Origin of the sequence: Lonsdalea iberica (genome assembly GCF_002111585.1) — a bacterium.
Taxonomy (GTDB): Bacteria; Pseudomonadota; Gammaproteobacteria; order Enterobacterales; family Enterobacteriaceae; genus Lonsdalea; species Lonsdalea iberica.
In genome coordinates, this window is the sequence record NZ_LUTP01000028.1 from 1 (window position 1) to 26422 (window position 26422).

The window sequence follows — 26422 nt, forward strand, 5'->3', positions numbered from 1 at the left end:
GGCGACACCAACTTCACCGGCTCGCCTCCTAAAAGCGACACTCGCGACACCGGCTTCATCGGCCGGCCGCCAAAAGGCGACACTCGCGACATCAGCTTCATCGGCCCGCCGCCAAAAGGCGACACTCGCGACACCGGCCGTTTTACCCCCTGTCGAGTCTGGACGCACCCATGAAAATCCGCCACGCCGTTTTTGTCCGGGATGGTCTGTTTTTACCTCGGCGGTGACGTCCACGCGGGTCGCCGTCCCTTCGTCGGACATGCCTTCCGGCAGCACTGGAGCATGCGGGATAACGCTCTGCCGGAAATAATCCCCTTGGGGCGTCGCGCACTCGCTGACGCGTCGGGCGTTCAGGCGTTCAGGCGTTCAAGGTGTCGGGGATTCAGCAAGCGCACGCCTGAGGACTGGCGGATAAACGGCACTGCGCTTGAAGATATCGGCGGCATCGCCGAGACCCAGTACCGACACTTCCCCCCTGCCCGCCGGGTTCAGGTTGGGCAGCGCTTGCCTGACGGGCACATCGCTACCAACCGAAATGGTTTCCGCAATTCGAGCCGTACTCGCGACACTCCTGTTGGCTAATACGCTCCATACGTCGGCTTTGGGTCATATTGCCGTTTTTATCCCGGGTATATACCGGATGCCCCACGGGATTGATGGGGCCTTTGTTCCGCTCCGCGTCATAGTGATAGGGCGCGCACGCCATCAGATTCGCGGTGAGCAGTACCGTCAAAACAGCTCGTAGGGGCATCATCATGACTCCAGTACATCAGATGCATTTACGTGGAAAGAGCGACACGCTAGCACGATTGGCCACAGCGAAAATCAAGAAGAGGGGTGAGATTGAGCGTTCGTTTAGGAAGCGATTTCGCGCCGCCAGAAAGGCCCGCAAGCGCCACCGCCGCGCCCGTGTCGAGCGCAGCGATCTGCCGACGCATCTGCGTCGGGTACAGCCATCCGCCAAAGAGGAGCAAGACGACGGCTGGCTGGAATCGCTCGCAGCCGTCGTCCGTGTAACCTCGCGGAACCACGAATACCAGCATGGACGCTAAGGCGGATTATGCGGCGAGCGGCGAAGCATCATGATGACATCGCTCTTCCGTCCGCGCGCAGCGACGTTATCGGGTGGCGGTCCGTGTTCGAATAACATGAGAAATGACATCATAAGAAGGGCCGGGTTCCGCCCGGGAGGGTGCTGTTGCCGCCCACGCCCCCATGCGGAACTTTATTGATCTATTCCAGGGAAGTAACAATGAATTCAATAAATACATCAGCCTGCGGTTATTGTTGATATTGACTATCCAGAGTCTTTTTATCGCCTTCGCTTATTTTATGGTCCGGCCACGCCGACCTATTTTCGCACATTGCCGCACAGTGAATACGTTACGGCGCCATTAAATGGCTTCGGCAAAGATGATGAATATCTGTGCTCGGCACGGAAATCAGGAATAAAACCATTTCCACCGCGCGATAGGGCTTCAGGGGACTCCGCAAGGCGTCAGGTGTTTCACTTACCGGCCTCGGCGAAACAAGATGACATCGATAGTATCGATAATAGTCTGGTTTTCCGTCGCTATCCGGGATTCGATTTTTCGGATCTTCTCCAGATTTTTACCTGCGAGCATCACCAAACATACCCAGCTGGCATAAATAATCAGTTTCTTTTCGTCTAAATCTAACAAGGTGGGTTTTTGGTGGAGTATAAGAAAAATATTCCACAGAACAAAAATAAACGCGCCAGTAATCAAACCGAATAAGAGGATGCACGGGATATTGAAATAACAGCGGCGCGAGGATTCATTAAGGTTTGATATCAAGGCTTTTTTCATATTCAGTAAAGTTCGATCATCCATCTCGTGCAACTCAGGGGGTCTCACCGGTGCGGGATTGATATTCACGACGGACCCGACATGTATGGAGCCGGGATTATCCCCCCCGACGCTTATTGTTATTTGTCGATCCAGGTTCTCTTGGGGAAGCATTTTTAAACTGCCCGCGACCTGATCTGCAAGCTCCTGTAATTCATTATCTCTTCTGTCCATGATTAGTCCTTTATATTATCAACGATTTATAACCAACTTCAGCACGCTATCAATCCTATCATTATCGATAGCAGGTTCTTTAATTAGGAAGTTATATATTTTTGCTGATTGTAATACGAGTTCCGCTGACGTCCAGCGTCGTCCCGCTTGTTTAGCCAGCATTTCTAACTTTAGGACAATTTTTGCGAGCAGCTCCGCATCCAATGCGCCAGCACGCGTCTCCGAAGACGCGCCCTGCTCGCCGGTCAAAATGAATTGCACGTTGGCGCCCGACTGTGCAAACGCCGCGAAGACATCCCCTCCTGGCACCGCAACGCCACGCTCATATTTGCTCCACATTTCACGAGAAACGCCGCATCTGGCCGCGGCTTCGCCCTGTTTTAACGCTAGCCGACTTCGCTCAGATTTCAGACGCTGAGCACAAAGAGAATCAAAGTTCACAAAAACCCCATTGACAATGAGAACTAAAGTTCACAAAATCTATTGAACAAATAAACACTTTCTTCGTAGAAAAAGGAGCCATCTCGATGAAAACCCCCGAGCAGGTCAAACAGCTGTTCCGGCAAAACGGTTGGACCTTCAACCGCTGGGCCGAGGAAAACGGCTACCGCCCCTCAGACGTCTACCGCGTATTGAACGGACTCACGAAAGCGAAATACGGAAAAGGCCATGAAATTGCCGTGAAGCTTGGCCTAAAAACGCCTCAACCCGTTTGATGGTTATCAACCTTCGTAACAGATTATCACATATTAAAAAAAGGAGAATGTGGCATGAGCAAGGCAAACGTATCCAGCGCAGGCGTTCGTATTCTGCGCGTTCTCAAGGCATTGCGCGGCCATACCTTAGGCGGCGTCGCGAACGGTGAACTCGCGGCGGCGCTGGATGAGTCGCCCGCCAACATCCATCGCGCGCTGCATACCTTGATTGAAGAAGGATTGGCGCAACGGTTGGACAACGGACGTTTCGCACTGAGCATGCAGACCCTGCAAATCGCTCAGGCTCATGCCAACGAAATCGCACTCGCACAAGACCGCATCAATGAAATGAACCAGCGCTTGCTGGCCGGCAGCCGGTAGTAGAAGGACTCACACACATGGCAAGAATAAAAAACCCACCGCTTGAATTAGTTGCGGATGCCGCGTTGGCCCGCGATCTGGATGAGAACCTCAACGCGCTGTCGCAGCACCAGACGCGCATCATGCAGCAATACGGCGAAGGCCTGCCCTACGAGCGCGACCGCATCGTTCACGAAGCCCGCTTTTACATGGCGCAGAGCGCGGAAGCGATGCTGGAAGCCGGTAAGCGATTGGTGATCCTCAAAGAAAACGAGCCGCACGGCACCTTTACGACCATCGTCGAGAACGAACTGGGGCTGGCGCCGCAGGTGGCGCGCCGCATGATGCAGGCCAGCGTCAAGTTTCTGGGCTACGGCGACGGCTCGCAGCCAAAGCGCTCATCGCTGCGCGTTTTGGGCAAAACCAAACTGTATGAACTGATGGTGATGGACGACGACGATCTGGACCAGTTGGCGGAAGGCGGCACGGTGGCGGGCGCGACGCTCGACGAGATCGACCGCATGACCAGCCGCGAACTGAAGGCGGCCCTGCGCGAATCCCGCGAGAACAGCGCCGCTCAGCAGCGGGTGCTGGCGGACAAAAACAGCAAAATCGACGAGCTGGCCACCCGGCTGGAGAAAAAGTCCCGCATCGACACACCCGAACCGGACCCGCAGAGCGCCCAACTGCGGGCCGAAGTCAGCGCCATCGCCTTCGACGCCGAAGCGCATCTGCTCGGCAAACTGCAGGCCGGTTTCAGCGAGCTGCTCAACAGCAACGACGCCTTGCAGTCGCCGCCGACCGAATTCATGAACGGCTTGCTGTGCCAGCTGGAGCGCGCCATCCACCAGCTGCGCGAGCGCTTCTTCCTGGACGAGACGCCGAACGCCAGCCTGAAACCGGCCTGGCTCGACGCCCCCGAACCTCACCTGCCCCACACCGAGACGGTCTGAGGAGTGATGATGAACGCCGCCCTGACGGAAAAACTGGTCGCTGTCGCCCGCGCCGCGCGCGAAGCCGGACACGGCCAACGAGGCCAGATCTACGACGCCGCGTGCGCCGAACTGGGGATGTCCCGCGGCACCCTGCTGCGCAAGCTGAAGACCGTGGCGATGCCCCGCCGCCCTCGCAAGCAGCGCAGCGACGCCGGCCACAGCGCCCTGACCCGCGACGAAGCCGCGCTGCTGGCCGCCACGCTGATGGAAGCCACGCGTAAAAACGGCAAACGCCTCTATACAATCGCCGACGCGGCCGACACGCTGCGCGCCAACGGCCTGATCGACGCCAGCCGGATGGACCCGGCCACCGGCGAATGCATCCCGCTGTCCGCCTCCACGCTGAGCCGCGCGCTGCGCAACTACGGCCTGCACCCGGACCAGCTGAGCGCCCCCGCGCCGGTCACGGAACTGGCGAGCCGTCATCCCAATCACGTCTGGGAAATCGACGCGTCGCTCTGCACGCTTTACTACCTCAGCAACGGCCGCAAAGGGTTACAGGTGATGGACAGCGCGCGCTTCTACAAAAACAAGCCCGCCAACCTGGCGCGCATCGCCAGCGACCGCGTGTGGAGCTACGAAATCACCGACCACGCCACCGGCTGGATCTACGTGGAATACGTGATGGGCGCGGAGTCCGGCGAGAACCTGTGCTCGGTGCTGATCAACGCGATGCAGGCGCGCGGCGGCGCCGACGTCCTGCACGGCGTACCGCGCATCCTTTACCTCGATCCCGGTTCCGCCAACACCGCGAGCATGACCCGCAACCTGTGCCAGTCGCTCGGCATCGAGCTGATCGCCCACAAGGCGCACTCGGCCCGCGCCACCGGTCAGGTGGAAAAGGCGCGCGACATCATCGAACGCAAGCTGGAACCCGGCCTGAAGTTCCAGCCGATCCACAGTCTGGAAGCGCTGAACGCGCTGGCCGCCAAATGGCGCAGCCACTTCAACGCCACCGCCGTCCACAGCCGCACCGGGCTGACGCGCACCGCCGCGTGGCTGAACATCCGCGACAGCGAGCTGGTGAAAGCGCCGTCGCGCGACGTCTGCCGCGAACTGGCGGTCTCCACGCCGGAGACCCGCAAAGTGACGCCGAAACTGCGCGTCTCGTTCCGCGGCGTGGAGTACGACGTGTCATCGGTGCCGGACGTCATGGTCGGCCAGACGCTGCGCATCACCCGCAACCCGTGGCGCTCCGGCTGCGCGCAGGTGGTGATGATGGGCGAGGACGGCTACGAGCACTACTGGCAGATCGAGGAAGTCGAGAAAGACGCCTACGGCTTCGCGGCCTCCGCGCCCGTCATCGGCGAACGTTTCCGCGCGCAGGCCGCCACGCCCGCGCAGACGGCCAAAGCCGAGCTGGAGCGGCGCATCACCGGAACGGAGAGCGCCACGGATGCCGCCGACGCCCGCCGTCGCCACGCTCTGCCATTCGGCGGACGGCTCGACCCGTATAAGCAGATCGACGACGCCGAATTGCCGAGCTACCTGCCGCGACGCGGCCAGCCCTCGCCGGTCCGCGAGCCGCGCATCGAACAGCGCCCGTTAAGCCACGTCGAGGCCGCCCGCCTGCTGCGCGAGCGTTTCCTGACCCACGGGCAGGACTGGACCTCGGCGCACTATCGCCAGCTGGCCAACCGCTATCCCGACGGCGTGCCCATCGAGGCGCTGGAGCCGCTGGCCGGCGAGCTGCTGGCCCCGCCTGTCCGCATCGTCAACGGGCCTTGATCCCTCGGCGCAACCGCGCCGCAACCTGACCGGGCCGACTCGCTAAGCGGCCCTCCCCGCCGACCCAGAGCGACGCGACATCGCGCCGCCTTGGGAACGCTCAACCTTTTTTCGGCGTGACAGCACGTCGCAGAAACCACGCGAGACCGCACAACGCCCCGACGGCGCGCCGTCAGGACCGGTTCCCCCCGCGTTATGGAGGCAAGGATGTTATTGAAAAAACAGGTGTTGCACCCCGAAACCCGCAAAGCGTTCGGCCTGTTCCGCGACCCGTTTGCGGAAGACGCGCTGCAAGGCCCCGAGGACGTGTTCGTCACGCCCGACATTCGTTATGTGCGGGAAGCGCTGCACCAGACCGCGTGCTACGGCGGCTTTCTGGCGGTGATCGGCGAGTCCGGCGCCGGCAAGTCCACGCTGCGCCGCGACCTGATCGACCGTCTGGCGCGCGAGCGCGCCCCGGTCGTCGTCATTGAACCCTACACGCTGGCGATGGAAGACAACGACGTCAAAGGCAAAACGCTGAAGGCGGCGGGCATCGCCGAGGCGGTGATCAGCGCATTGGCGCCGCTCGAACGCATCAAACGGACTCAGGACGCTCGCTTCCGCCAGATGCACCGATTGCTGCGCGACAGCAGCCGCAGCGGCTACAGCCATGTGCTGATCATCGAAGAAGCGCACAGCCTGCCAATCCCCACGCTCAAGCATCTCAAGCGCTTTTTCGAGCTGGAAAGCGGCTTCAAAAAACTGCTGTCCATCGTGCTGATCGGGCAGCCGGAACTGGCGTCGAAGCTCAGCGAGCGCAACCCCGAGGTACGTGAAGTGGTGCAGCGCTGCGAAGTGGTCGAACTGCGGCCGCTGGACGGGGCGCTGGCGGATTTCCTCAGCTTCAAACTGGGCCGCGTCGGCAAAGCGCTCGACGAGGTGCTCGACGACGGCGCGCTGGACGCTCTCCGCGCTCGCCTCAGCTTTCACACGGGCGGCCGCCAGACGGTCAGCCTGCTTTACCCCTTAGCTATCGGCAACCTGATGATCGCCGCCATGAATCTGGCGGCCAGCATCGGCATCCCCCTCATCAATTCAGACGTCATCAAAGGACTCTAATCATGGCCAAAATCATCATCAACATTACCCATAAAAAAGAAAAAGCGGCGCGCGGATTAAGCGCGGTGGACCTGTCTTGCGCCGTCACGGCGGAGCTGGAGGACCACGAAGAGCAGGTGACGCTGCTGATGACTCAACTGCTCGGCGCCGGGCTGCCGGACCTGATCGAGTCCGCCAACGACCAGTTGGTCATGCTGCTGGAAGACCAGGGCGTGCGGGTGGCGGAGGCGACCGTCACGCCGCTGAATGACGCCGCCGCGGCGTCGGACGACATGGAGGACGCCCGCCCCTAAGGCACCGACCGGCTTGCACACCGGTCGCCATCGCTCCGTTAACGGGGAAATCGCAGTGAAATCAATGATTTTTGACATCAAGAAGAGGAATACATCATGACAAATAGCAACAGTTTTCGCAGTAAAGGCCCGGAGCTGCTGGTCGAGCTTGCTCAGCACACCGCCAACATTTTGCATGAGGCCGTCGACATCGACACCCGCACCGCCGACCAGATAGGCGAAGCCGTCGCCAGCCGGATGATGCAGGTCTGGGGGGGACAAAACGTCTACTTCCCGATGGGGATGGCGTGGAGAGTCAGCCAACGCGACCAGGAGATCTTCAGCGATTTTAACGGCAAAAATCACCACGATCTGGCCCGCAAATACGGCGTATCGCTACAGTGGATCTACAGCGTCGTCAAACGCGTTCGCAAAGAGGAGCAGGCACGCATACAAGGCTCGCTGTTCGAAGGCGCCGCCGCCCGCGACAGCGGTCCCGACGACGACTGATCGCCCCGCCCGGACCGCGCCTCCCCGCCGGTCCGGGCGGGGTTTACCCCATCAAGACGCCTCGCCTGAATCCGCTCAAAACCGCCTCACGGCTCACTCACCACGTTCGCAGATTTACGACGCCGATACGCTCTCCAATGCCGCAACGCCGTTACTTCAATACGGCCGCCAATCCCACCCACCGTGGGGACAGGGCCGGGGGACAGGATAGGCAGGTTGATAACGCCGCCCGCCGCCGCATCTGCTCTGAAAGCGCCCGCGAGACTCGCCGACGGTGAGGACATCACAGACGACATTCTGGCTGGCGGGGCCGCCGCCGGGGGGATCATCAAAGCAAGTATGCTGAGCGCGTGGCGGCACCGAAGGTCAAACGTCGGTACCAGACGAGGCACCGCCGCGCAGCGTCAGCATAAAACCTGCTCGTTCCGTACGAAAGGCGGCCGCGCTTATGCCCTCGGTTACGCGATTAAGGCCATGCTTCCGGTCACGCTTACGGGCTGCGCCCTCACGTTTCTCCACGCAGGCGACACGCCTAAGCCGGCCCGACAGCGCTGGCTCGGCCCATCAGGCTCAATTCAAGAGAGAAAAATAAAACAGAAGGAACGCGCCTCCGCCTGCAAAGACGCAGGCGATCCAGGGTAAAGCTCCCGGGCCGAGGGGCGGTCGTGTCAAAGGCCAGAAGGACGAACATGCGAAGAGTTCAGATCGATAAAACGTGAAGCGATGAGGCGGAAACATCACCGATTGATGAGCTTACCGGCGGCGGGTTTCCAAAAGGCCTTAGCGCCCCGGCAATGGAAGGATGATACCCGAAAGATCACGCCGATGAGCCGCCGCGGAGGCGCTGAAAAGCGTGCTCAAAAAATGACGACAGTTGCCGTTTTCTCACAGTCGGATTGCCGCGTAGGATTGGCCGTTAAAGAATGGACTCCACGGTCCTCTGATCTGTTGCAATTCGTCGAGAATCTCTATTTCCCGTATATTACGACGCGCCGCTTCGCGGCCATTCGCTGAATAAAGGTCACCCACTTCGATCGCACGGCCTTTATGGCTATCCTCTATTTCCACTAAACCTGCTCCGGCGCTAAGCGAACAAAAAATAAAATTACTGATAGGACCAGTGCACCCGGCAACGCTGAATAACCCGTCAACCGAAAAATAAAAAACGCAAAAAAATAAACAGGCAACGCGCTTTTATCAAAAAACAGACAAATTACTAACGAAATAGTTAGTAAAGGAAAGAGGAAATAGACGCGCAAGTCTTCCTCGTTTATCTGTATTATTAATCAGCAATCAAGAATAATAAAAAATTCATCTTTCCTTTTCGTGCGGATAATTATTCAAATTCATTTCTTTTTTCACATAGCAAAAAATTGTTTCATCCACCCGAGTTTCCCATTCCTGCCCTCACATTCTCGAATCTCATTATCTCTATTTTTGGCCGGGGATTATATTGGTGGGGATCAATAGGATATATCCATAAATATCATGCAGAAAATAAATACTGCGCTGGACAGAAAACGGACGTTACTGAGACGTTATTTTCGATGCTCATTAAAGATAAAAAATATCTTTAGAGCAAAAAATCCGCGATGAAGAATATTAGCGAGGGAGTACGCTTATTGATAAATCGCTTAATTTGATAGGAGGGTAATAATTTACTTGGTTATTACTGTTAAACTGCAACGGTGAAATAACATGACCCAGCTTTGTTTACCGATGCCGGGTCATTCAAATGAGGTTAAATTTCCCAATCATGGTTATAGGTTTTGGGTTTGAATTGAATGATGTCGCCCCGATGTAGTCCGGCGAGCGTGGTGTCGTCGTGCGCCACTTCAGCTTCAATCAGCTCCGAATTCCCCTCAATCTGCAATGTTAAGCGCGTTAACGCCCCCAACGGGCGGATGTCTTTGACGGCAACGGGCTGGTAGTCCGGCTGCGGATCTTTCGACAACACCACCTCATGCGGACGAAACAAGATAGATTTGTCGGATTCAGACAACGTCAGGCGGTTGCTGTCGCCGAGGAAATGGTACACAAACTCGCTGGCGGGATGGTTGTAGACCTCGTGCGGCGTCCCAATTTGCTCAATCACGCCTTTATTCATCAGCACGATGCGATCGGCTACTTCCATCGCCTCTTCCTGATCGTGAGTAACGAACACCGACGTCAAGTTGATATTCTCGTGTAGGCGAGACAACCAGCGACGCAGCTCCTTACGCACTTTCGCATCCAGCGCTCCGAAAGGTTCATCCAGCAGGAGGATGCGCGGCTCGACAATTAGCGCTCGGGCAAGCGCAATACGTTGGCGCTGACCGCCGGATAGCTGCTCCGGATAACGATCCGCCAACCAGTCCAATTGCACCATGTTCAGCAACTCATGCACTTTGGTTTCAATGTCGCGTTTGGACGGGCGAATCGCTTTCGGCTTCATCCGCAAGCCAAAAGCAACGTTGTCAAAGACCGTCATGTGGCGGAACAGTGCGTAGTGCTGGAAGACGAAGCCCACATTGCGATCGCGTACGTCGTGTACCGAAACATCCTCGCCATGGAACACAATATTGCCGCTGTCCGGCTGCTCCAGTCCGGCGATAATCCGCAGAAGGGTCGTCTTACCGCAGCCCGACGGCCCCAACAGCGCCACCAGCTCACCGCTTTGAATGGACAGATTGATGTTATCCAGCGCCCTAAACTGGCCAAATTGCTTGTTAACGTTATGGACTTCAATGCTCATTTTTGGCCAGCTCCTGTTGTTGCTCTAACTGTTTTGTCAAACGTGCCTCGCTCCACTGGCGCAGCAGCAGTATCACCAACGACATCACCAGCAGCAGAATCGCCACGCTAAATGCCGCAACAATGTTGTATTCGTTATAAAGAATTTCGATGTGCAGCGGCAGCGTGTTAGTCATACCACGGATATGTCCCGATACCACGGAAACCGCGCCAAACTCGCCCATCGCGCGCGCCGTACAGAGCACCACGCCATAAATCAGCGCCCATTTCACGTTAGGCAACGTGATGTTCCAGAACATCTGCCAGCCATTCGCGCCCAACAGACGCGCAGCTTCTTCTTCCTGCGATCCCTGTTGCTCCATCAGAGGAATCAGCTCGCGCGCCACATACGGCAACGTCACGAAGATTGTCGCCAACACGATGCCGGGCACCGCATAGACCACCTGCAGATCATGCTCCATCAAGAACGGATAAAGTTTGCTCTGCGCCCCGAACAGCAGCACATAAACCAAGCCGGTCACCACCGGGGAGACCGAGAACGGCAAGTCGATCAAGGCCAGCAACAGCGTCTTACCGCGAAACTCGAACTTGGTCACGCACCATGCCGTGGCCAGACCGAAAATCATATTCAACGGCACGGAAATTACGGTGGCAAACAGCGTCAGCTTGAGTGCCGACACGGCGTCAGGCTCGGAAATCGCATTCCAGAAGGCGCCCACGCCATTGTGTAGCCCCTGCGTCACTACCATGACCAGCGGCAACACCAACACCAGCACGAAGACCCCCCAGGCAAGCGCGACCAAGGTGTAATAAGTCGCAGGCCGCCGGAAAATAGAGCGTGTCTTATCCGACACGGAGACTGTGTTATCCATCATCATCCCCTAGCGATTCGGTTGGATTCGGCGCTGCAACAAGTTAATCAGCAACAGCATAATGAATGACAGCACCAGCATGAATACGCCGATACCCGTCGCCCCTTTGTAATCGTACTGGTCCAGCTTGGAGACTATCAGCAGCGGCATGATCTCTGTTTTGAACGGGATATTGCCGGCGATGAACACCACGGAACCGTACTCTCCCACACCGCGAGCGAAAGCCAGCGCGAAGCCGGTCAACCAGGCCGGCAGAATAGCGGGCACCAGCACGTGACGGAATATTTGTAGCGGCCCGGCGCCAAGACAAGACGCCGCCTCCTCCACTTCCTTCGGAATGTCCGCCAGCACCGGCTGTACCGTTCGCACGACGAACGGTAGCGTGACAAAAATCAGCGCCAGCGTTATCCCCAACGGGCTATAGGCGATCTTGAAGGGAAACAGACTGCCCACCAGCCCGGTGGGCGCATAGAGCGACGTCAGCGCGATACCCGCCACGGCTGTGGGCAACGCAAACGGCATATCGATCATGGCATCGATAATTTTGCGTCCGGGGAAGTGATAGCGCACCAGCACCCACGCCAACAGCGTGCCAATAATACCGTTGATAAAGGCGGCAGATAGCGCCGTGGAAAACGAGAGCCGCACAGAGGACAACACCTGCCGGCTGGTGATCAGATCCCAAAACTGGGTCAGTGTGAGTTGGCTGGCGTAAAGGAACATTGCCGCCAGAGGGATTAAAACAATCAGCCCCAGATAGGTGAGGCTAAAACCTAACGTCAATCCAAAACCGGGCATTACCGGCGAAGCACGTCGCGACATAACAAGCCTTTCTTTTATCTACCAGACCACAACGGTCTCCCGCGTCCCTGCGTGACAAAACCGCCCCACGCCGAGGCGGTTTACATCATGAGATACCTTACTGATTAATTTTTTCGAAGATGCCGTCAAAAATTCCGCCATCAGCGAAGAACTTGGGCTGCGCCTGCTTCCAGCCGCCAAAGTCGCCGTCTATTGTCACCAGTTTCACCGGCGCGAACTGGCTCTTAAATTCCTCCGCGATTTTTTCGTTGCGCGGACGGTAGAAGTTTTTGGCAATAATACGTTGCCCTTCGTCGCTATAAAGATAGTTCAGATAGGCTTCAGCCTGCTTTTTCGTGCCTTTTCTCTCGACGACATTGTCGACGACAGCCACCGGCGGCTCAGCCAAGATGGACAGCGACGGTGTGACGATCTCCAGATTTTCGCCGCCCTGCTCTTTCAAAGACAGGTAGGCTTCGTTCTCCCAGGCGATCAGCACATCGCCGAGCTGGCGCTGTACGAAGCTGACGGTCGAGCCGCGCGCGCCCGTATCCAGTACCGGGGCATGGCGATACAGTTCAGTGACGAATTTGAGCGCGCTTTCATCGGTCCCGCCCGGCAAATGCTTGGCATATGCCCACGCGGCCAGGAAGTTCCAGCGAGCGCCGCCGGATGTTTTCGGGTTAGGCGTAATCACCTGCACGCCGGGTTTTATCAGATCGCCCCAATCCTTAATCTGTTTCGGATTTCCTTTACGCACCAGGAATACGATGGTGGAAGTGTAAGGCGTGCTGTTATCCGGCAAACGCGCCTGCCAGTTCGGGTCGATCAGTTTTTTATTCAGATTGAGCGCATCGATATCGCCCGCCAAGGCCAGCGTGACGACATCCGCCTGAAGACCGTCGATGACCGAGCGCGCCTGTTTGCCGGAGCCGCCGTGCGAATTCTTGATTGAGATATCTTCACCCGTGGTTGCCTTCCAGTGCTTGCTGAAAGCGGCGTTGTACTCCTGATAGAACTCCCGCGTAGGATCGTAAGACACGTTCAGCAGTCCTGTCGCGGCAGAGGCAACGCCTGAAAACAACAGGGTTGCGGCAGCCAGCGACAGCCCCAGACGACGCTTTGACATAGTTAACACTCCCTCAAGAAGTCATTCAGTTCGATACCCGCAGGCCACCGGGCTAATTATGGGGCCTTCCTGATAATATCTGGCGCTACGGCAGTCTGTAGAGACCACACCATAGCCGAAGATAGCGATAAGCTAAGTGAGTTATCAGGCAGGCGGTAAGACTGGACAATAGAGGATATGAGAGGGCGGCAAAAAGACTGTTTCGCGATAATTTATGCAATCCCGTTATATTCTTCGCACAATTTTTGGGGGTTTAAATCGGGCTGGCCGCGCGGGCCAAGAGTCGGGGTGAAGGCTGACGCCGCGAACGACGTCAGCCCGTTTAGATTACTGCAACAAGAGATACAGACTACTGTCGCCACGGCGGATATTCAGCGCCAGCACAGGGGGTTTGCTGTCCAGAATCTTGCGCAGTTCGCCGATATTGGCCACGGCCTGCTGATTCACCCCGAGGATGACATCGCCCGGTTTCAGGCCGATGCGCGCGGCGGAGGAGCCCGGTTTCACCTTCTCGACCTTCACGCCTTTCTGGCCGTCGATCTGCGTATTGCTGAGCTCGGCGCCTTCAATGCCCGAATTCAGATTGCCCGCCGCTACCTGGGCCTGACTGCTTTGCTGCAACGTGACATCCACGGAAACCGGTTTGCCGTCGCGAAGCAGGCCTAATGTGAGCTTGGTGCCCGCAGGCAGAGATCCCACCTGCGCGCGCAACGCCGCAAAGCTGCTGACCGTTTTGCCGTTCAGCGACACGATGACGTCGCCCGCCTTGATCCCAGCGGCGGCGGCGGCCGATTTCGGCTGAACCTGGCTGACGAACGCGCCACGCTGAGCGTCGATCTTCATTGCCTGCGCCAGATCGGAGTTCAACTCCGTACCGACGATACCCAGTTCGCCGCGTTTCACTTCGCCGAATTCGACGATCTGATTCACCAGATTTTTCACCATATTGCTAGGAATGGCGAAACCAATGCCGATGTTACCGCCGTCCGGCGCCAGAATCGCCGTATTGAGGCCAATCAGCTCGCCGTTGAGATTGACCAGCGCGCCGCCGGAGTTCCCGCGGTTGATAGCGGCATCCGTCTGGATGAAATCTTCATAGTTTTCGATATTCAGCCCGCTGCGACCCAGCGCGGAAATGATTCCCGAGGTCGCCGTTTCGCCTAGGCCGTAAGGATTGCCGATCGCCACGGCGTAGTCGCCGACGCGCAGTTGATCGGAGTCCGCCATTTTCAACGCGGTCAGATTGCGGGCATCTTTGATCTGCACCACCGCGATATCGGAGCGAGGATCTTTACCGATGACCCGCGCATCGTATTTACGGCCGTCGTTGAGGCGCACTTGAATCTTGTCGGCATTATCGACCACGTGATTGTTCGTCACCACGTAGCCTTTGGCCGCATTGATGATCACGCCCGCGCCCAGCGCCTGGAAGGTCTGCTGCTGACGCTGCTGGGGATTAGCGCTGCCGTCGTCTTCTCCGCCCTGACACATCGGCGAGGACTGGAATGGCGAACCCTCCTGACAAAACGGGGAGTCTTCACCAAAGAATGGCTGTAGCTGGGGAGGAATGCCGCCACTGCCCGCCCGGCTAACCGGCGCATGTCCTTGGACGGAAATATTGACGACCGAAGGCATCACTTTTTCAAGCATCGGCGCCAGACTGGGGAGCTGTTGGCTGGAGGAGGAGACCGATTCCGCCGCGATTGCCGGAACCGTCCCTGTTGCCATTGCCAGGCTTAACGTCAATGCACTCAGAACCAATGATTTTCTTTTCATAGGAATAGGTCTCATAGTCAATCAACACGCAAATTTTACGGCCTTTTGCTGTGGTCGCGCAGATAAGATAACTCTGCACAAAGGAAGTTCCTCTGCGCAATCCTGTGAAACGTAAGGAAATATTGTCTTTGTTTACAAAACAGCCGTCGGCGACGGCCTTTCCCTCGCTTACTCCGCCGCCATCAGCCGACGGTATTCGTCGTAGGCGTAAAGGTCGGTCATGCCGCTGATGTAGTCTTGAATCAGCCGACCGCGGTAGTAAAACTCCAGGCACTCATGCTGATCAATCGGTTTCTTCTCCAAAGACTCCACGGCCTCTTGATAAGCCAGACAATGCTTGCGCGACAGCTTGTGGTAGAGACGAGTCTCGATGGGATAGTCGCGATGAAACTCCTCTTCCACCAGTGTTCTGAAGTCGGCCGAGGGCATTTTAAGCAGAGGATGATAGATATCGAGCAAACCGCGCATCACCCGGCTTCCCTGTAGCTCCAGCTGTTCGACTTCGTGATGGTTAAAGACGTGTTTGAACGCCACACGCTTGAAGCTTTTCAAAAGTCGGTTCTGCGGACTGCCATCTTCCAGCAAGGCTTGGTTGAATTCGCCGTTAAAAATGTGAGGCAGGTTGTCAATAAAACGCTGTGAAGCATGCGGCACCAGACAAGCAACGGCGTTAACCCTCAGATTCATAAAGAACTGGTCGTCGCTGCTACGCCAGCGGTGCTGCTGGCGAGATTTAAATGCCTTACCCACGGTCTTCATGAACATATCGTTCTCTTTCGTCTCTCCCCAGGCCTCTTCTAGCAGCTGATAAAGACGATCGATGGAAAACAGTTTTTTTTCAACGGCATCTTCCAGATCGGCAATGCAGTACGAGATATCGTCCGCCGCTTCCATAATGTAGGTCAGCGGAAAACGATGAAACTCTTTCATGTCCAGCTCGCTCCGCAGCTGACTTACGAACGCTTCCTCCGCCAGATAAAAGCCCGGCTTCTTCATCAGGTTGTTATAGTCGGCCGGCAGCTCATCGACCCAGTAGGCGGGCTTGGTATATTTGAGAATGCAGGCGACCTGCGAATAGGTCAGATTCAGTTTCAACAGCGTATGCACCATCCGCACCGCCTGGGCATTGCCCTCGAACTGACTCAGATCCTGTCGGATACGGCAGCGAAGCTCGTTCAGATCGTCCTCGCCCTCCTTCAGCGTCAGACAAGCGACCTGACAGGCGTCTTCCCCGATAAGCGTCTTGCAGAACTCGGCATCCATTTGTGTGGAAAACCAATTTCTCAGCGCGGATTCGCCGAAATGGCCGAACGGCGGGTTGCCGATGTCGTGCATCAGGCAGGCCATCTCCACCATGCTTTCGAAAGGGATCTCGTAGCGGCTCAGCCCGTAGGTATCCAGCTTCCCCTGGCGCCTCAAGCTATCGATAATGTTTTTAGCGATATAGCGGCCGATCTGCTGCACCTCCATGGAGTGCGTAAGACGGGAGCGCACGGCGGCATTTCTTTCCAATGGAAACACCTGCGTCTTCTGCTGCAACCGACGAATGGCGGCGGAGTTGATGATACGGCCGCGATCGCTTTCAAACTCGCGAATGACGCCGTATTCATCGCTCTTTTCTCTAGGCTTGCTCAACGCGCGTTGATAGCTGATTTTCCTGGCAAAATCGATGTCGGACATGCTGTTCTCCGTTTCTGGCCCTGACCGGTGATAGCATGCCCGACCGGGCGATACAACGGTTAAGGCGTTTTGTTCGCGTGCTCTCGCTATCATAACGGCCATGGTAGACTACCGGCCACGACACACCTGTTAATTCAAGCAAAACTTGTGGGGAATCCTATGAAAGTTGGCATCATTGGCGCAATGGAGCAAGAAGTTATCCTGCTGCGGGATCAGATCCAGAATCGTCAGACCATACAGCGCGCGGGCTGTGAAATTTATACCGGACAGCTGCACGGCGTGGACGTGGCGCTGCTGAAGTCCGGGATCGGTAAAGTCGCGGCGGCGCTGGGGACGACGCTGCTGCTGGAGCACTGCCGTCCAGATGTCGTGATCAATACCGGTTCAGCCGGGGGGCTCGTTTCCAGCCTGAAAGTGGGCGATATCGTGGTATCCAGCGAAGTTCGCTACCACGATGCCGACGTCACCGCGTTCGGTTATGAAGCGGGTCAAATGGCGGGCTGCCCCGCCGCTTTCGTCGCAGACGAAAACCTGATCGTTCAGGCCGAACAGGCTATCGCCAAGCTGGAGCTAAATGCGGTACGCGGCCTGGTCGTCAGCGGCGATGCCTTCATCAACGGCGCGGAACCGCTGGCCCGCATCCGCAACACCTTCCCGCAGGCGGTCGCCGTGGAGATGGAAGCGACAGCTATCGGCCACGTCTGCCATCAGTTCGGCGCACCTTTCGTTGTCGTGCGCGCGATTTCCGACGTCGCGGACCAGGAATCTCATCTGAGCTTCGAGGAATTCCTGAGCGTGGCGGCCAAGCAGTCCACGTTAATGGTGGAAGCGCTCGTGCAGTCGCTGGGCCAACAAGGCTGATTCGATAGCCCGCCGCTGCATTCACTGACGAGTGAATGCAGCGCGCGTAAACAAAAAACCCGTGCGGCAGCTACGCTGAGCACGGGTTTTTTATGCACGCCACACTGTGTGGCTGAGCTTGAGGATCAGATGCTGAAGGACGATCCGCAGCCGCAGGTGGTTTTAGCATTCGGGTTGGTGACCACGAAGCGCGAGCCTTCCAGCCCCTCGGTATAGTCTACCGAACCGCCGACCAGATATTGCAGGCTCATCGGATCCACGACCAGCGACACGCCCTGCTTCTCAATCATCATATCGCCCTCGTTGACCTTGTCGTCAAACGTAAAGCCATATTGGAAACCGCTGCAACCGCCGCCGGTAATGTACACACGCAGTTTCAAATCGGGATTTTCTTCGTCAGCAATCAGGAATTTCACCTTATTGGCTGCGGCATCAGTGAATTGCAGCGGCACTGCTGTTACGTCGCTCATCTTTCGTACTCCCAAACTCAGTATCGGGCGGAGGTCATCCAACCCGGTGATGCTTCGATTATCTAATAGCCCCCGATCTCGTTCAAGAGATGATCGGTTCGCGGCGGGGCGGCAGTCAATGACGCCGCACTCATTCAGGCATGTGATTCGGCAGGTATTGGCGACGATTATCGGCCTTTTACCGCGCCAAAACAACGTCGTTCGCCTACATTGCCCTCTCATATTGGTCACAAGGATTTCACAACCGCCCTCTCTTCATTAGAATGAAGGCATACTCTGTGACATCAATCCCCAGTCAGGAATCTGTAATGAATAAATCTGAAAGTCTGTACGCGGCGGCGCAGCAAGTCATTCCGGGCGGCGTAAACTCGCCGGTGCGGGCATTTAACGGCGTTGGCGGCACGCCGCTGTTTATCGAACGCGCCGAGGGCGCCTACATCTATGATGCGGATGGCAAAGCGTATATCGACTACGTCGGTTCCTGGGGGCCGATGGTGCTGGGCCACAACCATCCGGCTATTCGCGATGCGGTGATCGCCGCCGCGGAGCGCGGACTGAGCTTTGGCGCGCCCACCGAAATGGAAGTCACCATGGCGAATCTCGTGACCTCGCTGATGAAGGGCATGGACATGGTGCGCATGGTCAACTCCGGAACGGAAGCCACGATGAGCGCCATTCGTCTGGCCCGCGGTTTCACCGGACGCGATAAAATCATCAAATTCGAAGGCTGCTACCATGGTCATGCGGACTGTCTGCTGGTCAAAGCCGGCTCCGGCGCACTCACGCTGGGGCAGCCGAACTCCCCCGGCGTCCCCGCCGATTTCGCCCGCCATACCCTGACCTGTACGTATAACGATTTGGCCTCGGTACGCGCTGCTTTTGAACAACACCCCGAAGACATCGCCGCCATTATCGTTGAACCGGTCGCCGGTAACATGAACTGCATTCCGCCGCTGCCGGCATTCCTGCCGGGGCTGCGCGATCTGTGCGACGAATTCGGCGCGCTGCTGATTATCGACGAAGTGATGACCGGTTTCCGCGTCGCGCTGGGCGGCGCGCAGGCCTTCTATGGCGTGCAACCGGACCTGACTTGCCTGGGTAAAATCATCGGCGGCGGTATGCCTGTCGGCGCATTCGGCGGTCGCCGCGACGTGATGGAAGCGCTGGCTCCGACCGGACCGGTCTATCAGGCGGGTACGCTGTCCGGCAACCCGATCGCCATGGCGGCAGGCGTCGCCTGCCTGACCGAGGTCGCTAAACCGGACGTCCATCCGCGGTTAACCGCGCTGACGGATCGTCTGGCGGAAGGGCTGCTGGACGCGGCCCGGGCAGAAAACGTGCCGCTGGTCATCAACCGCGCCGGGGGCATGTTCGGCCTGTTCTTCACCGACGATGAAACGGTAACAAGCTATCAGGACGTGCTGAAGTGCGATGTGGAACGCTTCAAACGCTTCTTCCACCTGATGCTGGATGAGGGCGTTTATCTGTCGCCGTCCGCGTTCGAGGCGGGCTTTATGTCCACGGCACACAGCGAACAGGATATCGATCGCACCATCGCCGCGGCGCGTCGGTGCTTCTCACAGCTGTAATGTGTTTTGCTGCCTCGGAGCGAATCCGGCTCTGAGGCTCAACGCGTCTGCTTCCTCAGCAGGTAAATAAAGTACGGCGCGCCGATGAACGTCGCCAACAACCCGGCGGGGATCTGATACGGAAACAGCAACATCCGCCCGGCCCAGTCGGCCGCCGCCATCAGCCCTCCCCCTATCGCCGCCGCACAGACGATGTGCGACATCACCCGATTAAATCCCAGCATCCGCGCGAGATGCGGGGCCATCAGCCCGACGAAGCTCATGGGGCCGACGATCAAGGTCGCGCCGGCGGTGAGCATCGCCGCCAGCAGAAGAATAGCCAGACGGGCTAATGAGACCGGAACGCCGAGCGTTCTCGCGGTCACGCCGCCTAACGGCAAGATCTGCAACCAACGGCGGCAGACCGGCGTCAACAACAGCGCCACTAACGCCAACGCGCCGGTATAGATGACCTGCTTGCCATCCACGCCGTATGTGGAGCCAGTGATCCACGTCAGCACGGCGCCCATGCGCGGATCGCCGCTCGCCAGCAGCAACGTGACCAACGTGGTCAGCGCTGTGCCGACCGCGATCCCGGTCGGTAACAGTCTCTGCGTGGAAAAACCGTCCCGACCTGCCGCCGCCATCATCACAGTCAGCGTCAGGGCGGCGCCGAGGCTGCCTGCGGGCAAACGCCACGCCAGCGCGTTACCCGGCCACATGAACATGAGGATAACGACGCCAAACGCCGCGCCCGAGCTAATTCCCAGCACCTCAGGACTGGCCATCGGATTACCGGTTAGCCGCTGAATCAAGCATCCCGCGACCGCCAGCATCATCCCCGCGCACATCGCCGCCGCCAGACGCGGCCACCGCCACGGCAAGAGTTCGGAAAAGGCATGGCCGCTGGCCCATTGCCAGCCCTGCGCATCACGTCCCAGACACAATGCGGCGACAATTACCGCCGCCAACATGACACCGCCGCCCGTCAGCCAGAGCGGGCTAAGACGACGTTGCCGCACGGCGGCAGGCGCGTCATTGACCGGGGCTGCCACCCCATTGCGCAGACGCGGCAGCAGCCACAGTAGCATCGGCGCGCCAACCAGCGCCGTCGCGGCCCCCGTCGGCACCTCGCGCCATGCGTCCGCCAGCCAGAGCGTCAGCCGATCGGTAAGACACAGCAGCAGCGCGCCCAGCAGCGGCGCCAGCCACAGCCGCTGACCCAGACGACGCGCACCCAAAATTTTCGCCAGCAGCGGCGCGAAAAGGCCGACGAAGCCGATGATGCCGGCGGCGTTAACCCACTGGGCGCTCAGAAAGATCGCCAGCGTCAGCGTACCGAAACGCGTCAGTCCCAGCCCGAGTCCTAAATTGCGCGCCACGCCATCATCCAGCACGAGCAGCGTCAACGGCCGAACCAGCAGTCCGGCGGCGATAAAGCCCAGGATCAAACGCGGCAGCACGAACGACACGTTGCGCCAGTCCTGCTGGTTCAACGAGCCGCTGCTCCACAAAAATAGGTTGGTCAGTTGGTCAAAATGCAGCAAGGCCAGCAAGTGATTGACCGCGCCGCAGTACAGACTCAGCACCAGACCCGCGAGGATCAGCGTCACCGGCGATAAGCGACGTCCCCAGGCGACGCCAAACACCAGCGCCCCCACCAGTAATGCGCCGAGCATCGCCGCCAGTTGCGACGTCATGGCCCCGCCCGGCAACGCCCACAGCGTCGCGACGGTGATACCGAGCTGCGCGCCGCTGGCGACGCCCAACGTGGCAGGCTCTGCCAATGGATTGCGCAGCACTTGTTGAAACAGCACGCCGACCAGACCCAGTCCCGCGCCGATCAAACAGGACAACACGAGACGCGGCAACTGACTGTAGTGAAACAGCATCTGCCGGATATCGTCCTGCGAGGGACCTGCAATGCCTTGTCGCCAGAGGGCAAACGGCAGGTGTCGATTCAGTTGGCTCAGCGTGATCGCCAGCACCAGCAAAGTCAGCGTGCCGACCACCAAGACGGTAAAACGCCGGGAAGATGTCGACATCATCGGAACGCCTCCTGCGCGTTGGCCAGCGTCTCGCAAAAACGCATGGCGGAAAGCGTGCCGCCATAAAACCAGATGGGCTCCACCCGTTGCCAGCGCTGATGACGCACGAACGGCAGCGCTTGCCACAGCGGATTGGCTTCAACTTCCGCCATCAACGCGCCGTTGCCGTGATCAAAACATAGCGCGTCGACCTCTGCGCTCAACGTCGCCAATCGCTCCATGCCCACGATAATACTGCCCCAGGCATTGGTTTCACCCTGCCAGGCATTGTCGATACCGAGTTCATCCATGACCGACTGAAACAGGCTGTTACGGCCGAGGATCAGGACGTGGCGCGCATCCATCACGGTAAAAAGGAGTAAAGGCCGATGGGGATAAGCCTGCAGCTTGATCCGCGCCTGCTCAATGAAACGACTGAACAACGCCAGATGCTGCTCCGCCGCCGACCGCAGATCCAGGCGTTCGCCCAGCTCCCGCAGCGAACGACGGGCGCTTTCCAGCGGGCCGCCGTCGCCGTTAATAAATGAAAAACCCATGCCTGGCGCGATGCGGGCCATCTGCGCGGGCGCGGGACCAAAGCCGTCGGCATACAGCAGCAGGGATGGCCGCAGTTGCGCCAACAGCTCCAGATTGGGTTCGGTGCGCAGCCCCACGTCCACCACACGGTCCGGCAACGACGGCGACTTCACCCACCGTTGGTAGTTATGTTTATCGGCGATGCCCAACGGGGTGACGCCCAGCGCCATCAGCAGCTCCAACGGCTGCCACTCCAGCGCCACGATGCGCCGCACATCGTTGACCGCGGCCCGCCCCCGTAGCGCATACACACAGGGCGACAGCAGCAAAGCGGTCAGCAGGCGGCGGCGAGAAAGTCCGCTGGAAAAAAGTCCGGTGGAAGGTGTCATCATCAGCACACAAAACTTATCGGCGAGCCATCCGCCGGATGCGTCAGTATCCCCATCGGGATCCCATAAATTTCCTGCAGCACCGATGCCTGCATCATCTCTGCGGGCGTTCCCTGCGCAATCAGTTTTCCCTGACGCAGCGCCAGCAGGCAGTCGCAATAGCGAGCGGCCATATTCACGTCGTGCAGCACCGCAATCACGGTCAGCCCGCGCTCACGGCTGAGCTGCCGGATCAGCGCCAGCACATCGACCTGATGCGCAATGTCCAGCGCCGAAGTCGGCTCATCCAGCAACAGGCACCGGCTGCCCTGCGCCAGCGTCATCGCCAGCCAGGCCCGCTGACGCTCGCCGCCGGACAGGCTGTCCACCAGCCGCTGTGCAAACGGCGTCAAACCGACCAATGCAATGGCTTGTTCCACCTGCTCCCGGTCTGCATGACCGAAGCGCCCGAGCGCGCCGTGCCACGGGTAGCGTCCCACCGCCACCAGCTCACGCACCGTCATGCCTTCGGCGGCGGGCAGTTGCTGTGGTAGATAGGCCACCTGACGGGCGAAGAGCGTGTTGCCCCAAAGCGCCAACGGCCGCCCCGCCAGCGAGAGTTGACCGGCGCTGGCGGGCTGATGACGGCCCAGCAGCTTGAGCAAGGTGGACTTACCCGATCCGTTATGGCCGATCAGCCCGTAGACTTTTCCAGTGGGAAACGCAACCGACAGCGGATGCAGCAACATACGGCTGCCCACGCTGAAGCTAACCCCCTCGAGCGAGAACGTCACATCCCCATCAAGCGGAAAATTATTTGGCATAAGGCTGGCCCTGAGCGAAAGCACAGGCGGTAGTCGCCGTCGCGAAAGGGTGAATGGCAAGACGTAACGGGCAAGCGGGCGTCATAGGTCGCATCTCTAATGAATTATTCATTAATGCAAACGAGAATGGTTATTATAAGCGTCGCATTTTTGCAAAAGGAACCGGCCACTGCAAGCGCGTTTGGTCTTCGTGAAACCCACGCGACCGGCTCCGCACCGAATGCCCGTGCGAGACGTCATTTAAGCCAGCGTGTCTCGATAGCACGGATACCACCGGTATCCGTCCGGTGACGCCCCATCATCACAAAGCAGTGTCCTGTTTCGTGCCAGGCGACGTCCATCCCGAGAATCTACCGCCGATGACAGGGGGGAATTAGCAAACGCGACCCAAATGCCTAGCCCGGCAACGCCGATGCCTTCTTTCTGGCGGGTAGCGCGGATCAATCCTCCCCCTCGCGCTTCAGGGGGCTCGGGCTGATAACAAAAAGCCCGCAACCAGGTTGCGGGCTTCGAGGGTGATGGCGGCAGTCACGCCTTAGCGGGATTACTGTCCAAACATCTCTTTGATCCAACCGGCGACGCCCTGCCCGTCTTTCTGCTCATCCTGCTGTCCGACCGGCTGTCCTTCCTGCGATTGAACCGTCTCAGGGGCCGTTTGGCACAGAGACTGCGGATTATCGCTCCAGACCGGCAGCACGCGGCCCGCGCTGCCGTTGCAGATGACATTGCCATTGCCGTCGACCGTCATCGTGCTGATGCCTTCCGGCGGGGTGAGTGTTAACGTCAGCGGCGTCTGGTTTTCCAGATAGCGGCGGTAGAGCGTTAGCGCGCCATTGGCGCCGGTCAGCTTGGCAGGGCCATTATTGTCTCGCCCTACCCAAGCGATGGCCACTTCCTTACCGTCCACGCCAGCGAACCAGCTGTCGCGCAGGTCGTTGGTCGTCCCGGTTTTCGCCGCCAGATGATAGCGTCCGAATTTCACCGTCAGCGAGCGGGACGTCCCGCGTTCAACCACCTGTTGCATACCGTACAGCGTCAAATAGGCCGCCTGAGCCGGGACGGCGCGTTCCGCCTGCGGGAAGCTCTGATACAGCACCGAATTGTCTTCCGCGATCACAGAGCGTACCGCCGACAGCGGGGCACGGTTGCCGCCGCTGGCAATCGTCTGGTACTCCTGCGCGACTTCCATCGGCGTCAGGCTGATCGCCCCCAGCAGCATGGACGGCACTGGCTGGATCACCTCTTTGGGGATCCCCAATCGCTGTAGCGTGGCGCTGACCTGATCCAGTCCAACCGCCATCCCCAGATTCACCGTCGGGACGTTCAGGGAGTTGGCGAGCGCATCCACCAATAGCACCTGACCACGGAACTGGCGGTCGTAGTTCTTCGGCTCCCATATCGCGCCGTTCGGCTGTTTCAGCGCCAGCGGCGCATCCGCCAGCACGGTATTGAGGCGATAATGATCGGGATCGCTCAAGGCCGTCAGATAGGTCGCGGGTTTCGCCAGTGAGCCGACCGAACGACGCGCCTGCAGCGCACGGTTGAAACCGGCGAATTGGGTATCGGCGCCGCCCACCATCGCACGAACTTCTCCGCTGAAACGGTCGACGATCACCATCGCCGCTTCCAGATCGCCGACGTTGCGCGCGGCACGCAGCGCAGGAACGCCCTTCTCCACTGCGCGTTCGGCGGCATCCTGCGATACCGGGTCAAGCGTGGTGAAGATCTTCACGCCGGACAGGTCGTTGACCTTGTCGCCCAGCCGCTGCTGCAACTCCTGACGCACCATCTGCATAAATGCGGGTTGCGGGCTGATCACGCCGCCCTTCGGCTGGACGCCCAGCGGACGCGCGCTCAGCATGTTATAGAGATCTTCGTCGATCACCTGCTGGTTTTGCAGCAGACGCAGCACCAGATTGCGTCGCTCCAGCGTCAGTTTCGGGTTACGCCACGGATTGTATAGCGAGGCCCCTTTGACCATACCGACCAGCATCGCTTGCTGATCGAGGCTCAGTTCGTTCACTGGACGCCCGAAATAATAGAGGCTGGCCAGCGGGAAACCGCGGATCTGATCGCTGCCGCTCTGACCGAGATATACCTCATTCAGATACAGTTCCAGAATCCGATCTTTGCTGTAGCGGGCGTCGACAATCAGCGCCATATAGGCTTCATTGAGCTTACGCCACAGCGAACGCTCGTTGGTGAGAAACATGTTTTTCACCAACTGCTGCGTCAGCGTACTCCCGCCCTGCACCGCGCGTCCTGCGGTCAGGTTGGCCAGCACCGCGCGGCCGATGGAAAACAGACTAATACCGTCATGCTCGTAAAAGTGACGGTCCTCGGTCGCGATCAACGTATCCACCAGCAGATCGGGGAACCCTGCTCGAGGTACGAACAGGCGCTGTTCGCCGTTCGGCGATTGCAGCATGGTGATCAGTTTGGGATCGAGCCTGAAGAAACCGAGCTGCGCTGGTTATCCAGATTCTGGATCTTCGACAGACGGTCGTTGTTGAACACCAGACGGGCGCGGATCTGGCCCTCTTTGCCATCGGGGAAGTCGAACGGACGACGCAGCATTTCGATGCTGTTGGCCTGCACCGTAAACTCGCCGGGGCGGGTCATACGGGTGACTTCGCGGTACTGCATCCCTTCCAGCAGATGCACCATTTCCTGCTTGCTGTAGGACATGCCGGGTTCAAGGTTCACCATCCGGCCGTAGACCGTTGCCGGGAGTTGCCAAACCTTGCCGTCGATGCGGCTACGGATTTCGCTGTCCAGATAGATGCCATAGACCGCCATGACGACCACGAACACCAGCAGCAGTTTTAGCGCCAGCCCCAGCCAGCGGCGTTTTTTGCCAGGCTTGCGGCTCATCTCTTCGTCGTCCTCGTCATCATAATTATCGTCATACTCTTCGTAGTCATCATCATAGTCATCATCATCCCTGCGACGCCTTACCATCTGTTTACGTGTAGGTTTTCGCGGCGCTTTTCCCTTGCGCCCGATAGGTTCGCGATCGTCCCGAGCCATTGCTGTGACATCTCCATCAGGTTGCTAACGGCACCCGTGCAGT

At 58.5% G+C, this 26422-nt stretch carries 23 protein-coding genes and 2 pseudogenes; 10 read left to right on the forward strand and 15 right to left on the reverse strand.

The genetic code is table 11. The annotated features are described in order from the left end of the window. Window positions 1–523: 523 nt before the first annotated feature. Window positions 524–754, reverse strand: coding sequence for a hypothetical protein (locus AU511_RS11540; protein WP_094109769.1), 231 nt, complete (start codon window positions 752–754; stop codon window positions 524–526). Between the two features lies 1 nt (window position 755). On the opposite strand from AU511_RS11540, the gene AU511_RS11545 reads away from it, so the two are divergent. Further along, entirely contained in the window at window positions 756–1052 is a 297-nt protein-coding gene (locus AU511_RS11545; protein WP_094109771.1) for a hypothetical protein, read from the forward strand. Between the two features lie 459 nt (window positions 1053–1511). Here the strand turns inward: AU511_RS11545 and AU511_RS11550 are convergent, their stop codons facing one another. Next, window positions 1512–2042, reverse strand: a complete 531-nt coding sequence (locus AU511_RS11550) for a hypothetical protein (RefSeq protein ID WP_094102226.1) — start codon at window positions 2040–2042, stop codon at window positions 1512–1514. 18 nt (window positions 2043–2060) lie between these two features. After that, window positions 2061–2483, reverse strand: coding sequence for a helix-turn-helix domain-containing protein (locus tag AU511_RS11555; RefSeq protein ID WP_167372028.1), 423 nt, complete (start codon window positions 2481–2483; stop codon window positions 2061–2063). Between the two features lie 86 nt (window positions 2484–2569). Between AU511_RS11555 and AU511_RS11560 the strand changes: the two genes are divergently transcribed. From AU511_RS11560 to AU511_RS11590, 7 genes and pseudogenes are all read left to right on the forward strand, one after another. After that, on the forward strand, window positions 2570–2758 hold the full coding sequence (locus AU511_RS11560) for a DNA-binding protein (protein WP_026741174.1): 189 nt from the start codon (window positions 2570–2572) through the stop codon (window positions 2756–2758). Window positions 2759–2812: 54 nt separating this feature from the next. After that, on the forward strand, window positions 2813–3118 hold the full coding sequence (locus AU511_RS11565) for a helix-turn-helix domain-containing protein (protein WP_074728924.1): 306 nt from the start codon (window positions 2813–2815) through the stop codon (window positions 3116–3118). 17 nt (window positions 3119–3135) lie between these two features. Further along, window positions 3136–4050 (forward strand): DUF3102 domain-containing protein, encoded by a 915-nt coding sequence (locus AU511_RS11570; RefSeq protein WP_094109772.1) that lies wholly within the window; start codon window positions 3136–3138, stop codon window positions 4048–4050. Between the two features lie 9 nt (window positions 4051–4059). Further along, on the forward strand, window positions 4060–5820 hold the full coding sequence (locus tag AU511_RS11575) for a DDE-type integrase/transposase/recombinase (RefSeq protein ID WP_094109773.1): 1761 nt from the start codon (window positions 4060–4062) through the stop codon (window positions 5818–5820). 198 nt (window positions 5821–6018) lie between these two features. After that, window positions 6019–6921 (forward strand): annotated as a pseudogene (locus AU511_RS11580) (ExeA family protein); the annotation flags it as partial. Window positions 6922–6923: 2 nt separating this feature from the next. Continuing rightward, a complete protein-coding gene (locus AU511_RS11585; protein ID WP_094109775.1) occupies window positions 6924–7214 on the forward strand; it encodes a hypothetical protein in 291 nt (96 codons plus the stop codon). Window positions 7215–7310: 96 nt separating this feature from the next. Then, window positions 7311–7703 carry a Mor transcription activator family protein gene (locus tag AU511_RS11590; protein WP_094102221.1) on the forward strand — a complete coding sequence of 131 codons (393 nt, stop codon included), beginning with the start codon at window positions 7311–7313 and terminating at the stop codon, window positions 7701–7703. A gap of 86 nt (window positions 7704–7789) precedes the next feature. Here AU511_RS11590 and AU511_RS17265 read toward each other — a convergent pair whose 3' ends face one another. The 7 genes from AU511_RS17265 to dgt form a co-directional block, all read right to left on the reverse strand. Continuing rightward, window positions 7790–7987 (reverse strand): hypothetical protein, encoded by a 198-nt coding sequence (locus AU511_RS17265; protein WP_139829370.1) that lies wholly within the window; start codon window positions 7985–7987, stop codon window positions 7790–7792. Between the two features lie 1457 nt (window positions 7988–9444). After that, a complete protein-coding gene (locus AU511_RS11605; protein WP_094109778.1) occupies window positions 9445–10437 on the reverse strand; it encodes a sulfate/molybdate ABC transporter ATP-binding protein in 993 nt (330 codons plus the stop codon). Then, complete coding sequence (gene cysW, locus AU511_RS11610) at window positions 10427–11308, reverse strand: sulfate ABC transporter permease subunit CysW (RefSeq protein ID WP_100059672.1); 882 nt, start codon at window positions 11306–11308, stop codon at window positions 10427–10429. Before cysW ends, AU511_RS11605 begins: the two co-directional genes overlap by 11 nt. A 9-nt stretch (window positions 11309–11317) precedes the next feature. Next, window positions 11318–12130, reverse strand: coding sequence for a sulfate ABC transporter permease subunit CysT (cysT, locus tag AU511_RS11615; RefSeq protein ID WP_094109779.1), 813 nt, complete (start codon window positions 12128–12130; stop codon window positions 11318–11320). A 97-nt stretch (window positions 12131–12227) separates the two neighbouring features. Beyond that, the gene (locus AU511_RS11620; RefSeq protein WP_094109780.1) at window positions 12228–13238 is read right to left on the reverse strand and encodes a sulfate ABC transporter substrate-binding protein; all 1011 of its coding nucleotides are present in this window, start codon (window positions 13236–13238) and stop codon (window positions 12228–12230) included. A gap of 327 nt (window positions 13239–13565) precedes the next feature. Beyond that, window positions 13566–15014: a serine endoprotease DegP gene (gene degP, locus AU511_RS11625; protein WP_094109781.1), complete on the reverse strand. Its 1449-nt coding sequence runs from the start codon at window positions 15012–15014 to the stop codon at window positions 13566–13568. Window positions 15015–15182: 168 nt separating this feature from the next. Next, the gene (gene dgt / locus AU511_RS11630) at window positions 15183–16694 is read right to left on the reverse strand and encodes a dGTPase (protein WP_094109782.1); all 1512 of its coding nucleotides are present in this window, start codon (window positions 16692–16694) and stop codon (window positions 15183–15185) included. Between the two features lie 159 nt (window positions 16695–16853). Between dgt and mtnN the strand changes: the two genes are divergently transcribed. Further along, the gene (gene mtnN, locus AU511_RS11635) at window positions 16854–17555 is read left to right on the forward strand and encodes a 5'-methylthioadenosine/S-adenosylhomocysteine nucleosidase (protein WP_094109783.1); all 702 of its coding nucleotides are present in this window, start codon (window positions 16854–16856) and stop codon (window positions 17553–17555) included. Window positions 17556–17680: 125 nt separating this feature from the next. Here mtnN and erpA read toward each other — a convergent pair whose 3' ends face one another. Continuing rightward, window positions 17681–18025: an iron-sulfur cluster insertion protein ErpA gene (erpA, locus tag AU511_RS11640; protein WP_085651221.1), complete on the reverse strand. Its 345-nt coding sequence runs from the start codon at window positions 18023–18025 to the stop codon at window positions 17681–17683. Between the two features lie 308 nt (window positions 18026–18333). Here erpA and hemL point away from each other — a divergent pair, with 308 nt between their 5' ends. Beyond that, window positions 18334–19614, forward strand: coding sequence for a glutamate-1-semialdehyde 2,1-aminomutase (gene hemL, locus AU511_RS11645; RefSeq protein WP_094109784.1), 1281 nt, complete (start codon window positions 18334–18336; stop codon window positions 19612–19614). 38 nt (window positions 19615–19652) lie between these two features. Here hemL and fhuB read toward each other — a convergent pair whose 3' ends face one another. The 4 genes and pseudogenes from fhuB to mrcB form a co-directional block, all read right to left on the reverse strand. Beyond that, on the reverse strand, window positions 19653–21641 hold the full coding sequence (gene fhuB / locus AU511_RS11650; protein ID WP_094109785.1) for a Fe(3+)-hydroxamate ABC transporter permease FhuB: 1989 nt from the start codon (window positions 21639–21641) through the stop codon (window positions 19653–19655). Then, window positions 21638–22549: a Fe(3+)-hydroxamate ABC transporter substrate-binding protein FhuD gene (fhuD, locus tag AU511_RS11655; protein WP_100059671.1), complete on the reverse strand. Its 912-nt coding sequence runs from the start codon at window positions 22547–22549 to the stop codon at window positions 21638–21640. The genes fhuB and fhuD overlap by 4 nt, the downstream gene beginning before the upstream one ends. Next, complete coding sequence (gene fhuC / locus AU511_RS11660; RefSeq protein WP_094109786.1) at window positions 22549–23349, reverse strand: Fe3+-hydroxamate ABC transporter ATP-binding protein FhuC; 801 nt, start codon at window positions 23347–23349, stop codon at window positions 22549–22551. The genes fhuD and fhuC overlap by 1 nt, the downstream gene beginning before the upstream one ends. A gap of 544 nt (window positions 23350–23893) precedes the next feature. After that, window positions 23894–26379 (reverse strand): annotated as a pseudogene (gene mrcB / locus AU511_RS11665) (bifunctional glycosyl transferase/transpeptidase). Window positions 26380–26422: the final 43 nt, after the last annotated feature.